Source organism: Polynucleobacter sp. JS-Mosq-20-D10, from assembly GCF_018687755.1.
Taxonomy (GTDB): Bacteria; Pseudomonadota; Gammaproteobacteria; order Burkholderiales; family Burkholderiaceae; genus Polynucleobacter.
The window spans coordinates 681,395-694,573 of sequence record NZ_CP061305.1 but is presented as its reverse complement, the minus strand read 5'-3'; the positions used below and the strand labels follow the sequence as shown (position 1 = coordinate 694,573).

Sequence of the window (13,179 nt, the reverse complement as noted above, 5' to 3'; positions counted from 1 at the left end):
GCTAGCTCACGTCATTAGCTGATCTTCATAGCATCATCAATCGCATCACTCAGAACGCTCACTAAGAGCTCGACTTCGGCTGGTGTTGAAATAAATGGAGGGCCAACTGCAATCGTGTCGTTCGTAATGCGCACTAAGGCACCTCTTTCAATGCAAGCCTCTAAAGTCTTCATGGCTCGCAATCCTGGCTTACCAGCAATGGGCACTAAATCGACCGCGCCAGAAAGACCAAAGTTACGAATATCCAGTAAGCCTGTTTTTCCCTTGAGGGCGTGCAGGGAATTTTCTAAGACCGGTTCCAGTGCTTTAGCGCGATTGACTAAATCATCGGATTCAAAAATATCGAGTACAGCATGAGCAGCTGCCGTGGGGATTGGATGGCCAGAGTAAGTGTAGCCGTGAAAGAATTCAATCGCTTGCTCTTGCCCGCCTTGCGACATGATGGCATCGTAAATATCTCCGCGCACCAATACACCGCCCATCGGAATCACTCCATTGGTAATGGCTTTTGCAAAGGTAATCATATCTGGCGTCACACCAAAACGATCTGCACCAAAGTTTGCTCCTAAGCGTCCGAAGCCCGTAATGACTTCATCAAAGATCAACAAGATGCCGTGCTTTGTGCAAATATCCCGAATCTTCTGCAAATAACCTTGTGGGGGCACAATCACCCCCGTCGATCCCTGCACTGGCTCTAGGATTACTGCAGCAATCGTGTTGGCATCATGCAAAGTGACAATATTTTCTAGCTCATCAGCTAAGTGTGCGCCCCACGTAGGCTGCCCTTTTGAGTAAGCCATTTGTGAGAGATTGAATGTGTGCGGTAGGTGATCTACTCCCGGCATCATCATTCCAGCAAATGCCTTGCGATTGGCCACAATGCCGCCAACGGAGATACCGCCAATACCAACACCGTGATAAGCGCGCTCGCGCCCAATCATCCGAAAGCGTGAGGCATTACCCATGCAACGATGATAGGCAACCGCCATTTTGAGTGCTGTATCTACAGCTTCAGATCCAGAGTTGGTAAAAAATACTTTATCTAAGCCTGTTGGCGCCAGATCAACAATGCGACTGGCTAAAGTAAAAGTAGCCTCACTCGCCATCTGAAATGCAGGGCAATAGTCCATGGTTTCATACTGCTTTTGAATGGCTGCACCAATTCGTGGATCAGCATGCCCCAAAGGTGAGCACCACAAGCCCGATAATCCATCGAATAACTTACGACCATGGTCATCAAAGTAGTAAGCTCCTTTGGCTGACTGCATTACTTTTGGATGCTGATGAAAGTAACGATTTGGCGTGTATGGCAACCAATAGGCCGACATATCAATAGCTGAAGGTGTTTGAAGTGCTGCAGTCATAGTTGTCTCAATTTAACTTTTATTATTCGCTTTACACCCCTTGGGTGGTTTCCAATACTATATTACCTACTTATTCTTACCTACTTACTCACTGGACAATGTCATGAACTTCTTGAATCGTTTTTCAAAACCATTCCTCGGGCTTGCAATCATTTCAAGCTTGTGTGGACAAGTGCTAGCTGCACCAGATACGGATTGGCCTAAAAAACCAATCGTCGCAGTTTTGTCATTTCCTGCAGGCGGTTCTACCGACGTATTTGCTCGTGCCGTTATGGCTCCCTTGGGCGAGGCTCTCGGACAAGCGATTGTGATTGAAAATAAACCTGGTGCAGGTGGCATGATTGGCTTGGGCGCAGCAGCCAAAGCCGCTCCAGATGGCTACACCATTCACTTCAGTGCGATGACTAATCAGTCTATTTCACAAGCACTCTTCAAAAATCCGCCAGCAGACCTTACAAAGGATTTTGCACCTGTTGCTCTCGTTGGTACTATTCCTCACCTGATTGTTGTCAATCCCACAGTTCCAGCTAAAAACCTGTCGGAGTTAATTACTTTCATTAAATCGAAAAAAGGTGACTTCAATTATGCGTCTCAAGGTAATGGCAGTCTCTCTCACTTAGAGTCCACTCTATTTATGCAACGTATCGGAGCCACCGGTACACATATTCCTTACAAAGGTAGCTCTTTCGCCTTACCTGATTTAATTGCTGGTAACACGCTCATGATGTTTGATAGCGTGACAGCATCACTGCCACATATTCAGAGTGGCAAGTTACGCCCTATCGCTATTGCTGCAGCAGAGCGCTCACCATTAATGCCCAATGTCCCCACCTTAGGACAAGATGGTATGAAGCAGTTTGATGTAGAAAACTTTTATGCAGTTTATGTACCCAAGGGCACTTCTCCAGCAATCATTGCCAAGCTGGAAAGGGAGATCCGTAAGATTCTGACTAACCCCGACTTCAAAGCGCGTTTAGCAACTCAAGGTATTCACCCGCAATTTGCTAACTCCGAGCAATTAACTTTGATCACGCAAAGCGAGCAAGACAAGTGGGCGAAGGCAGTAAAAGCAGCCAACGTTAAAATTGACTAATTGCCCATTCCTTTTGCTCACACCTTCTTATTGAATAGATCGGATCCATGTTAATTTCCCCTCCCTTTGGTGGCGGCCGTGCCCCAGTCCTTGCTAAAAATGCAGTTGCTAGTTCACAGCCATTGGCTACACAAGCGGGCATTGAAGCTTTGCAAAGCGGCGGCAATGCGGTTGATGCAGCCTTAGCGACTGCGATCACACTGACCGTGGTTGAACCCACCATGAATGGTCTTGGTGGCGATGGCTTTGCTCTCATTTGGGATGGAAAAAAACTCCATGGTATGAATGCCTCTGGTCGTGCCCCAGCTGCTTGGACGCCGGAATATTTTTCTGGCAAAACCGCCATGGATTTGATTGGCTGGAATACCGTGACCGTACCTGGCATGGTTTCGGGTTGGATTGAGTTATCTCGTAAATTTGGCAAGCTGCCTTTTGCGCAACTCTTCAAGCGCGCTATTGACTATGCTGAAAACGGCTTTCCAGTCTCACCAGTAATCGCTCGTCAATGGCGCGAAGCCATTCCCATTTTGAAGAATGAACCTGGTTTTAGTGAATCCTTTTTGATTGATGGCAAGGCGCCTACTGCCGGTCAACTTTGGCGCTACCCCGCCCAAGCTAATACACTGCGTGAGATCGCTAACACTGAAGGTGAATCTTTTTATACCGGAAAATTAGCCCAAAGCATGGTCGACTTTGCTCAAAGTACAGGCGGCTGTTTCACCATGGCAGATTTTTCTGCTAATCAAACGGACTGGGTTGAGCCATTGGCATTTGATTATGGCGATTACACCTTGCATGAGATTCCTCCCAATGGTTCTGGCATTGCAGCCCAGATGGCACTCGGTATTTTGCAAGCAGCTAATGCAAAACAATATCCAGCTAATTCTGCAAAGCGTATTCACCTACAAGTGGAAGCCATGCGGATTGCCTTTGCTGATGCGTACGCTCATGTCTCCGATGCCAGCACCATGAAAGTGCCAGCGAGCGGCCTATTAGACAGAGATTATTTGGCTAGCCGTGCTGCTCTGATTAATCACAATCAAGCAGGCAGCTACGGCGCTGGAGATCCACATGCTGGTGGCACCGTTTACTTGTGCGCTGCGGATGAGAGTGGCATGATGATTTCTTATATTCAGTCGAACTTCAAAGGCTTTGGTTCTGGTGTAGTTGCTCCAGGTGGCATTGCTTTTCATAACCGTGGCATGAGCTTTAGTTTGGTCGATGGCCATCCGAATCAAGTGGCACCAGGTAAGCGTCCTTTTCACACCATCATCCCCGCATTCCTTACTAAGGGTAATCAACCCACTATGGCATTTGGTGTGATGGGTGGCAATATGCAGCCACAGGGACATCTTCAGTTTGTAATGCGCTTTGTTGATGAATACCTCAATCCACAGGCCTGTTCAGATGCGCCTCGCTGGAGAATTGATGATGTGGGTAAGCTCACTGTTGAAGCATCCATGCCAACAGCAGTCGTCGATGGACTTAAAGCAATGGGACATGAAGTGACTGTCATGCCAGCGAACAGCCTAGACTTTGGAAGCGCTCAAGCAATTGCTCTATTAGGTGAACAAACTCAGGATGCTTATATTGCAGGAAGTGATCATCGTCGCGATGGCTTGGCGGCGGGCTTTTAAGAAAAATTAGCCAGGCAAGCAATTCAGATAGAAACGCTTCACCTCTTGGTCACAGCTGACATCTTTGGGCTGTATAGGACGCTCAAGAGTAATGCCCTCGATGGAGGTGCAACGACTCAAGGCGACATAAACTTGCCCCGAGGCAAAAGCCCCTGAGGATAAATCTACCTTGATCTTGTCGAGAGTCTTGCCCTGACTCTTATGAATAGTGACAGCCCAAGCTAGCATTAATGGGATCTGTACAAAGGTGCCAATGATGTTTGGTGAGATCTTGCCAGACATCATGTCATGGTCATAGCGATACGATTCCCACTGATGTCCTTTGACTTCCACCGTATTGGAGTAAGGGCCGTTTTGCACCATCACCTTCACCGTGTTCGGTAACAATTCGCGAACGACGCCAATAGTACCGTTCACCCAGCGCTTCGGGAAATTGCTATCGGTTGCCGTAAACATCACCTTTGCGCCCACCTTGAGGGTGAGCTGATTGGGTGACGGCAGATTACGATCATCCACATTGAACTTACCGGTGCTATTGCCCATATAGACCTTGGCATCGGTTGTGAGCGCTCGTAATCCTGCGCCATTAATTTGATCCGCACGGGCGTTAGTGGTGGTTAGCGTGATGGTTTGCTCATCAATTTCTTTTTTGGTTTCATAACAGACGGCATTTAAGGTATCGAGCGCTTCATCAATATCTTGATTGATGCGGATCTGATTAAGTAGACCGGCAAAGTGCGCGTCCTTTTGACGGAAGATCTTGGATAGCTCCACCATGGTGACATCTTTGCGATGCAACGCATTTGCGCAAAAGAAGTAAGGACCTTCGTAACCGCGCTCAGAGAGCACTTGCATATCCGTTTGAGATACCACCGGCGGCAGCTGAAACAAGTCCCCTACAAACATGACCTGTATGCCGCCGAAGGGCTCACTCTTCTGTGGTCCGTTAGCACGCAGGAATAGATCAATTGCATCCACTACATCTACTCTCACCATCGAGATCTCATCAATGATGAGTAGGCGGATATCTTTATAGAGACGCTTGTCTTTTAGAGGCTTGATATCTTCTTCGGGAAAGATCAAGCGAGGTGGCAAGCGAAAAAAGGAGTGAATCGTGACACCCTTCACCTGCAATGCAGCTACACCAGTTGGTGCAACTACTACCACGTTGCCATGAATGTTCTCACGCAGATAGCCAATTAAAGTGGTCTTACCAGTACCTGCTTTACCACTGACAAAAATATAAGGGTCATGACGCTCGATGGCATCGATTACCTCCTGGTATTCAGGGGTGATCTCAATGGCGGCTGGATCGACTGCAAGATTGGTCATTCCCTATTGTTTCACGGCATCAGCCACACACCGAAATCCAATGTAAACGACTCCAATATCTGCTGGCTTAGACTCAACATCAGATTCTTTTTGTCTCTCCGGGCCATACCACCAAGAAGCACCACGAGTAATGAAGCCACCATTGCGCTCAGTAGCCGTCCACTCCCAAACATTGCCGCCCATATCTAATAGACCATTAACTCCAGGCTTAGTGGTGCCCGTGGGGACATGACCAGTGCCTCGGTTTAATGCGCCTGCTGGTGCGACACCTTTGTAATCACCACAGCCACTTAAGCAATGAGAAACTGCAGGCGTACTACCACCAGGAAATGGATAACGCTCTCCCTTAACAAAGCCAGTAGGTGGATTAGTTCGCTGCTCTACAAATGCCGCAGAAGTCCACTCAGATTCAGTAGGCAAACGTTTGCCAAAATAACGACAGGCAGATGCCGCTTCAGATTGATTGAGGTGCACTGCGGGCTCATTATCTTTTGCAGGAACACCGTAGGGGGTTTTCCAAGTCCAGCCAGGTTTCTTAACAAAACCAGATTCGTAATTCAGTCCGCCACCATTTTTCTCAGCCTGGCTCACAAAGCCTGTAGCCGTTGCAAATGTTTTCATATCGGCAATCGTCATCTCAGTTTGATCCCAAGATACATTGCCCACTTTAACCACGGGGATGGTTGACGCAGGCGCGCTAGTAGCAGTTGAGGGTCTCAACATGAAATACAGCGCAATGACTGATAGCAAAACACCAAATAGGATTGGGAGAATGTCGAATTTTTTCATAGGAGATTAATGGACATCCCTGCAGCGTTAATCATGCAGATAAAAAGCTTAAGAATGCCCAAATAGCAATTTTTCTAATACTTTTAGTTTACGCCTGAACTGAGCTTAAGTAGGAGAGCACAGAAAAGCCCTCCACCAGCGCCGCCGATTGATTCTCATTTAGCGCTGGTGGGGCTAAAAAACATTCAAATTGTTAAAGAGCAAAAATGTTAAGTACTTGTTTTTATGAAATAAAAACCATTTCGTTTCGCAAAAAGCGTCTATTTAATCTTTTCGAAAATCAATCTCCTTGGGTGGCTTAAAACCATGCATTGGCAACTCCTTTGGCGCAGCTGCCCATAAGGTGTATTGCGCCTTTCGCAATTGCATCAATTTATCGAGCATGGTATTGGCGTGTTTGCGCTCAGCCATGAGCCCAGCATCATCGCGCTCTAAGCGCTTTAACTCATGATGCTGCGCAAAGTACCAGGACTCCATATACAGACGAATTTGCGGCTTGTACTCGTTAAAGTTGGCAAGGTAAAAGAGCTCCTTACTTAAGACCTCCAAATACTCTCGGACTGTTTCTGGACGTTGTTGCCATGCTAGATCGAGATCCTTTTGATTGGGTGTAAAGAGCGGCTTTAATGAACCTAGACGATTAATATGCATACCTAAGGCATTAAACAAATCCGGAAAGTTGCGCCAGACCAAATTAAAGTTGGTGACACCTTGAGCCCCCGCCATTAAACGCTCATATTGCTCATAGGCAGCATTAGCTAGGCATTCTTGTGAGCGGTGGATCTTCGTTTTGAGATTGATTAAGTAATCAGGAGCCGCAGCGCAATACTCTGGTGATAAACCCAGCATATTGGCCATCATCGATGGCGTTAGCTGATCAAGAATTTTCTCGCGCTCATAAGCGGTGCGATTTTCCTGGCGTTGCAAGCGCCAAAGCGCATGACTATATTCATCAACGATTTGCTGCTCAACATAATCATTCGGAAGTAAAGCGGCACGAATCTCGCGTAGATGTGCCTTAAAAGCTACCTCATCCTCAAATGGCAATAGCGTGCTCTTAGCGTAACGCCCATGCTTTAGGGAGTTCCATTTTGAGTGCCACTTACCCCGCTCCGTCTTTGGGCCTGTTTGGCCGTGAGCCTGACTAGGCTTATCAACCTGTACTGAACCACTGACTTCTCTAACCTCTTCTTTATCTACTTCTGTAACAACATCCTTGATATCTTTGGACATAACTACTCCTTAATCTTTAAAAAATAAAATGTGTTGCGAGCGTGCGCCAAGCCCCCAGATACCCAGAGGTAAAGCGTACGAACGCGCTAAAAAAACAAGTTGTTTGTGGGATTTGGTCCACAAGAGTTGACGGAGTTTGGCCGTCGGTAAAACGTGCTATTGGTTTGGTGACCTATTTGGTTTTGGCCATGCGACGGTATTTGGTCCGTCATCACCACCTAAACGGGATTTGAATCGTTTAGGCATTGCAACTAAATTGTGTCTTACAAAACTGTGGGTTGATTTGTCGGGTTTGACGACTGCAGGTTTTGAACTGCATCTACTTCACAGGCCACAAGGGTATTTGGTCCGCTTGTGTAATTAGCAGTAATTTTTTGGAGTTACTGCTAACTTAACTACAGCTTAGCAGAAAATAATTGATTTTGTAACAGCACAAATCAAAAATATTTTTGTGCAAACACTTGATACAACATCACGCGATTTGTGTCTCTGAATATAGTAGGTGTATCGCTAAGCAGTCACCTGATGACTGTTATTTTGATTTGGATTTCCAGCGTACTCCGGCGCCGTCTTCTGGTGCACCAATGAATTCAACGCCAGCTTTTTCGAATACGTTTTGAATAGTCTCCAGAGTTTTTGCTTGTGCACTTGGAACGCCATCCAAAACTTCTAATCTCATCAGCGTTGAAAAACCAAGACCCGTCTTTTCAGCCAGTTCTTTACCACTCCACCGAAGAAGTGCGCGTGCCGCACGAATTTGATCGCTTGTAATCAAGTTATATTTGCTATAATATTAGTAATAATTACTAAGTAAATAGTAATTTATATTAAATAAAGGACAAAAAATGCTTATTAATCAAGATTTTAGCGTAGATCGCAGCAAATACATAGGCGGTAGTGACATTGGAGCGATTTTGGGTCTGTCTCGATTTAGATCTCCATTAGAGGTCTGGATGGAAAAGACTGGGAAAGAAACCAAGAAGCTAGACTCCCTACCCCTGCGCTTTGGCTCTTTTGCCGAAGAGTTTGTCGCAACAGAGTATGCCAGCGCTACTGGCTTTGAACTCGTTCACGATGAGTCTATCTACATCCACCCAGAGCATTCTTTTATGAGTGCGCACATAGATCGCTTTGTATTAGAAAATGGCTCTTCTTCCCCAACTCGTATTTTGGAATGCAAAACAGCCAACCCCTTTAGCTCTGGTGACTGGGGAGAAGTCGGATCGGATGAAGTGCCCATGAGCTATCTATGCCAGTGCATTTGGTATATGGCTATCACGAACCTTAATAAAGTCGATCTTGCTGTGCTCTTTGGTAATAGCGACTTTCGGATCTATGAGATTGCGAGAGACTTGGAATTAGAGAACGCCATACTAGAAAAGGCCAGCCTCTTTTGGCATGAGTACGTTTTAAAAGATCTACCGCCTCCAGCGCAAAGCGAAGCCGACTGTCAAGCACTCTTTAGCAAAGGCGATCCCTCAAAGTCAGTAGAGGCTAAAGCGCAAACTTTTGAATTAACGAAGCGCCTACAACTACTCAATAGCGAGATCGACGTTCGCGAAGAAGAGATCTCCACTATTAAGCAAAACATCATGAATCAGATGGGGGAAGCTGAATCACTGTTATATCAAGGCAAGATGATCGCCACCTGGAAGGCGCCTAAACCGTCTTTTAGATTGGATAGCAAACGTCTAGAACAAGATCTCCCAGATATTGCGAATAACTACAAGATGCCAGTGCAGAACAGCAGGCGTTTAGTTATTAAGCAGATCAATTAGCGCACAAAGGAAGACCCGTCATGAAAAATACCATCGACAGAGCTAGTAAACCAAATAAGCGCTCCCAAGCTTTGAAAAGCATTTTAGAAAAACAAGGCATAGAACATATTGCAGAAGACTCTATTAAGGAAGTGATAGGAGTGCCCAACTCAAGTAATAGTCCAAAGATAGTGAACTTTGGTGATGAATCCATCATTCAACCTAATGGTCAATCAGTTATCGCTCAATCAATAGAGCTTTTTAATAATTTGATTGCGAAGGAACTAGCTAGAGCCGCTAGTGGACTGGGTATTGAGGAGGCAGGACTTCAGGCCTGGGTAAATCTTCAAATCGAAGTACCGGCTAAGACGATTTTGACATTACTAAGAATGATGCAAAGCCTGCATTTAGATCCCCTGTGCGAAGAAATCGGCTTTACTCAATATGAAGATGGGCAGTGGCAAGTCTTTATTACGATTGAGGGATGCTCAAAGTTACTCAATCAACATCCTCAATTTAACGGCTTGCACTTTACTCAAGCCGATACCTTGGTAGACGGTCTACCAGAGTGGATTGAATGCTCAATCTATCGAAAAGATCGTGAAGTACCCACCACTGTGCGAGAGTACCTAGCTGAAGTAAAAGGTGAGAACGAAATTTGGAAAAAGATGCCTAGGAGAATGCTAAGACATCGGGCATTGCAGCAGTGCGTGAGGTTGGCGATGATTTAGCAACACAACAGTAGACTTTTAATCATTGGTCGCGAGTTTGAATCTCTCCCGACCCAATAGAACTTAAATCTGGACCAAAGGATTATGAGAGCAGACACCCAAGATAGACCCTTATAAACAGGGGCTCTGCGGGTGGTCAGCGTCGGTGTGTAAGCAAATGTGTAAGCAAATTCATGGATTTAAAGGAAGTGGCCTCTCGGTCTTTGGTTTTCGAAACCACAGGATTTTTGGAGCAACCATCTAACACTTCGTTGCTCCAAAGTGCTCTTATGTAAAGTAGGTAGGCGTTACTTTAAGTAACACTTAAAAGACAAACCCTCACCATTGCTGATGAGGGTTTACTTTTTTGGTGGGTCTACCAGGACTTGAACCTGGGACCAAAGGATTCCGGTTTGTGTAGCTTTCACTACTCCCTGGACTATGCCTTCACCGTATTCATTTCTGAACTTAGGTGGGTGCCGTCTAGTCTCTACACCTTCAACAGCACTTTCATACTGAAGCTTGGCTCGGCGTTAGCGTATCTATTGCTAGACTTAGCTTTCTCCGAATTTGACACCATCCCTTATGCAGTTTCCACGCATAAGGCACAACTTTCGCTATGAGTCCTCTGCTCTAACCAACTGAGCTATGGGCCCTAAATCGTTACATTTACTACACACCTTGCTGCTGGTGTTTACCACTGCAAAACCACACTAAAACCGCATTTACTACACACCTCGGTTTTTGCTCCGGTGTGTAAGCGGTGTGTAAGCAATTTTGACCACCTAATTCACCACTAACCTCTTGAATCTATTGAGGTCTTTACTACAAGACCCCTAGGCCTTCTTTCTTATGAGAGCAGAAGCCCATGATAGACCCATATAAACAGGGGTTCTGCGGGTTGTCAGTGTCGGTGTGTAAGCAAATGTGTAAGCAGATTCGAGGATTTAAAGGAAGTAGCCCCTCACTCTTTGGTTTTTAAAACCAAAGGGTTTTTGGAGCAACCGTTTAGCACTTCGTTGCTCCAAAGTACTTTTTAGAGGATTGATGGGCGTTACTTAAAGCAATACTTGTTAACCAAGCAACTACCGCTAGTCCTTATACTAAAAAATTTATTTAAATCAGTGGTGGAAATGCATATCCATCAACTTTAAATACCTTTAAGCAAGCGTTAACGACGTCAGCATCAAATAGCTTGTCACTACCCATAGCGATCTCTTCTAATGCGGCATCCATACCCTTACCTTTTCGGTAAGGGCGATCCGATGACATTGCCTCTACAGTATCTGCCACAGCCAGAATTCGGGCCTCTTCACAGACTACATCGCCTTTAATTGCGTTGGGATAGCCACTGCCATCTAAACGCTCATGATGCTGTAAAACTGTTTGAGCAATATTCCAGGGAAAGTGAATATGTTTGAGCATATCGTAACCGGCTTGAACATGGTTTCTTAACATTGCCACCTCAAAGTTACTTAAGGCAATAGGCTTCGTTAGAATTTCTGCGGGTATGGTAATTTTTCCAATATCGTGAACTAAAGCGGCCATACGAATACCCTCAATTGTATGTAAAGGTAAATTCATTTCGGCAGCAATTGCTACAGCTAAATTTGCTACACGCTTTTGATGTCCGCCAGTATAGGGATCACGAGCAACAATGACGTTGGCAAGAGTATCAACCATTTCATTCATAGAAATATTGACGGAGTGTTGATACTCAAGCAATTCTTTTTCAAGTTTTTTTCTATCTGAAATGTCGCGAATATTACATTGAATAACACGATCGCCATTAACGCCATAGGCATTGCTGACGAACTCTACATTGATAATTTGCTCATCTTTTCTTTTTAATGGCAAATCTTCATATCGTATGTAGCCTTTGTCTTTAAGCACAGTAAATGCCGTTAAGGCCGCGGCTTTATCTACCATTGCGCCAATTTCCCATAACTCTTTACCGATGAGCTCATCCCTCGTAAAGCCTAGTAGGTTAGTAATAAATGGATTAGCGTCTTGAATAACGCCTGTTTGAAAATCAAGGATCAAGATGCCATCTTGAGCGGTCTCAAATAATCGCCTATAGCGAAGTTCTGACTGTTTAACTATCTGCTCTTTGCTTAATTCATCTGTCATACGCTGTTTTTGTGAGTTTTGTGGAATTCCTCACCCTTTTGTTCAGTGTATACCCATTAGTTCTTGTATCTATGGACTTTCTTTAAATTTTTAGTTGTAATCTATCTAATCTAATCATGAAATTTAAGGCACGCTTTGTATATAGCAATTGGCCTTTACTGCTTATCACTACTCTGCCAGGTCTTTGCCTCGCTTATTAGCCTGTCATTATTTCGACATTCAGTAACGATATATCGCTGGGGCTGGTTATTTTTAGCTACTGGTCTTGGCTTAATGATTGGCAGAAGAATTGGTCCAATATTTCATATCTTTGAGTCTGGTCGCTTCGACTTATTAGACGCAATATTGTCACTGCCAATTTCAGGATTCTTATTGCTCGGCGTTCTTGGACTTAGGAAATTAATTATCAAGTCTGATAACAATCAACTGATGCTCGAAACTCTTGCTCAGCACGACCCCCTCACTAATAGTTTAAGTCGCACTGAAATACTCTATCGAGTCTCGGAAGAAATTGAACGCTCGCGAAGAAATAAACACTCTTTTGCTTTATTAGAAATGGACATTGATCATTTTAAAGATGTAAATGATCAGCTTGGTCATCATGTTGGCGATGAAGTTTTAATTAATTTAGTAAGGCAATCCCAAGAAGTCCTTCGCTCCATCGACACGGTTGGCCGTATTGGGGGGGAAGAATTTCTAATTCTTTTACCAGAAACAGATGCTACAGGGGCTGCTCAAATTGCCGAGCGTTTGCGCGAACACATAGCCAATACGGCAAATGAAACAAGCTCCTCTTCCTCAATAAAAATCACAATTAGTATTGGGGGAACGATTTTTAACCCGAATGAAAACATGGAATATAAGCAGGACATACTTTTAAATGAATTACTCAATCAGGCTGACTTAGCAATGTATCAAGCTAAAAATGAAGGGCGAAATCGTGTTGCCTTTTGGGGCGCCTCTACCCCCCCCCTTAAGAGGGCACGATATTAAAACGGGATGATCAACTCTTCCATCACATAGCGATAAAAGTAATTAGGCCCTAAAAACCCAGCAGACTTTCCATAACCTGCCCGAGTCTTAAAGTAATAATCATTTGATGCTACTGGGCTCGTAGCCGCGAACTCAACATTA

Annotated in this window: 11 protein-coding genes; 5 read left to right on the top strand and 6 right to left on the bottom strand. The window is 44.9% G+C overall.

The annotated features are described in order from the left end of the window. Positions 1-14: 14 nt before the first annotated feature. Positions 15-1,364, bottom strand: a complete 1,350-nt coding sequence (locus FD967_RS03540) for an aminotransferase class III-fold pyridoxal phosphate-dependent enzyme (RefSeq protein ID WP_215326757.1) — start codon at positions 1,362-1,364, stop codon at positions 15-17. A 103-nt stretch (positions 1,365-1,467) separates the two neighbouring features. On the opposite strand from FD967_RS03540, the gene FD967_RS03535 reads away from it, so the two are divergent. Further along, positions 1,468-2,457 carry a tripartite tricarboxylate transporter substrate binding protein gene (locus tag FD967_RS03535; protein WP_215309747.1) on the top strand — a complete coding sequence of 330 codons (990 nt, stop codon included), beginning with the start codon at positions 1,468-1,470 and terminating at the stop codon, positions 2,455-2,457. Positions 2,458-2,504: 47 nt separating this feature from the next. Then, positions 2,505-4,094: a gamma-glutamyltransferase family protein gene (locus FD967_RS03530; protein WP_215326756.1), complete on the top strand. Its 1,590-nt coding sequence runs from the start codon at positions 2,505-2,507 to the stop codon at positions 4,092-4,094. A 6-nt stretch (positions 4,095-4,100) separates the two neighbouring features. On the opposite strand, the gene FD967_RS03525 is transcribed toward FD967_RS03530, so the two are convergent. The 4 genes from FD967_RS03525 to FD967_RS03510 all read right to left on the bottom strand — a co-directional run bounded on the left by FD967_RS03525 (position 4,101) and on the right by FD967_RS03510 (position 8,223). Then, on the bottom strand, positions 4,101-5,426 hold the full coding sequence (locus FD967_RS03525; RefSeq protein ID WP_215326755.1) for an ATP-dependent RecD-like DNA helicase: 1,326 nt from the start codon (positions 5,424-5,426) through the stop codon (positions 4,101-4,103). A 3-nt stretch (positions 5,427-5,429) separates the two neighbouring features. Next, on the bottom strand, positions 5,430-6,215 hold the full coding sequence (locus tag FD967_RS03520; RefSeq protein WP_215326754.1) for an SUMF1/EgtB/PvdO family nonheme iron enzyme: 786 nt from the start codon (positions 6,213-6,215) through the stop codon (positions 5,430-5,432). Positions 6,216-6,479: 264 nt separating this feature from the next. Then, positions 6,480-7,448, bottom strand: coding sequence for a hypothetical protein (locus FD967_RS03515; RefSeq protein WP_215326753.1), 969 nt, complete (start codon positions 7,446-7,448; stop codon positions 6,480-6,482). A gap of 532 nt (positions 7,449-7,980) precedes the next feature. Next, a complete protein-coding gene (locus FD967_RS03510) occupies positions 7,981-8,223 on the bottom strand; it encodes a helix-turn-helix domain-containing protein (RefSeq protein WP_215326752.1) in 243 nt (80 codons plus the stop codon). 70 nt (positions 8,224-8,293) lie between these two features. Here FD967_RS03510 and FD967_RS03505 point away from each other — a divergent pair, with 70 nt between their 5' ends. Both FD967_RS03505 and FD967_RS03500 read left to right on the top strand, forming a co-directional pair. Further along, positions 8,294-9,226 carry a YqaJ viral recombinase family protein gene (locus FD967_RS03505; RefSeq protein ID WP_215326750.1) on the top strand — a complete coding sequence of 311 codons (933 nt, stop codon included), beginning with the start codon at positions 8,294-8,296 and terminating at the stop codon, positions 9,224-9,226. 20 nt (positions 9,227-9,246) lie between these two features. Continuing rightward, positions 9,247-9,936, top strand: a complete 690-nt coding sequence (locus FD967_RS03500; RefSeq protein WP_215326748.1) for a recombinase RecT — start codon at positions 9,247-9,249, stop codon at positions 9,934-9,936. Between the two features lie 1,095 nt (positions 9,937-11,031). Here the strand turns inward: FD967_RS03500 and FD967_RS03495 are convergent. Continuing rightward, a complete protein-coding gene (locus FD967_RS03495; protein ID WP_215326747.1) occupies positions 11,032-12,045 on the bottom strand; it encodes an HD-GYP domain-containing protein in 1,014 nt (337 codons plus the stop codon). A gap of 135 nt (positions 12,046-12,180) precedes the next feature. Here FD967_RS03495 and FD967_RS03490 point away from each other — a divergent pair, with 135 nt between their 5' ends. Continuing rightward, positions 12,181-13,038 (top strand): GGDEF domain-containing protein, encoded by an 858-nt coding sequence (locus FD967_RS03490; protein WP_215326746.1) that lies wholly within the window; start codon positions 12,181-12,183, stop codon positions 13,036-13,038. Positions 13,039-13,179: the final 141 nt, after the last annotated feature.

Bases quoted from the DNA above. Each gene is read 5' to 3' on its own strand.
- FD967_RS03540 (WP_215326757.1), bottom strand. From the start codon at position 1,364: ATGACTGCAGCACTTCAAACACCTTCAGCTATTGATATGTCGGCCTAT.
- FD967_RS03535 (WP_215309747.1), top strand. From the start codon at position 1,468: ATGAACTTCTTGAATCGTTTTTCAAAACCATTCCTCGGGCTTGCAATC.
- FD967_RS03495 (WP_215326747.1), bottom strand. From the start codon at position 12,045: ATGACAGATGAATTAAGCAAAGAGCAGATAGTTAAACAGTCAGAACTT.
- FD967_RS03525 (WP_215326755.1), bottom strand. From the start codon at position 5,426: ATGACCAATCTTGCAGTCGATCCAGCCGCCATTGAGATCACCCCTGAA.
- FD967_RS03500 (WP_215326748.1), top strand. From the start codon at position 9,247: ATGAAAAATACCATCGACAGAGCTAGTAAACCAAATAAGCGCTCCCAA.
- FD967_RS03515 (WP_215326753.1), bottom strand. From the start codon at position 7,448: ATGTCCAAAGATATCAAGGATGTTGTTACAGAAGTAGATAAAGAAGAG.
- FD967_RS03530 (WP_215326756.1), top strand. From the start codon at position 2,505: ATGTTAATTTCCCCTCCCTTTGGTGGCGGCCGTGCCCCAGTCCTTGCT.
- FD967_RS03505 (WP_215326750.1), top strand. From the start codon at position 8,294: ATGCTTATTAATCAAGATTTTAGCGTAGATCGCAGCAAATACATAGGC.
- FD967_RS03520 (WP_215326754.1), bottom strand. From the start codon at position 6,215: ATGAAAAAATTCGACATTCTCCCAATCCTATTTGGTGTTTTGCTATCA.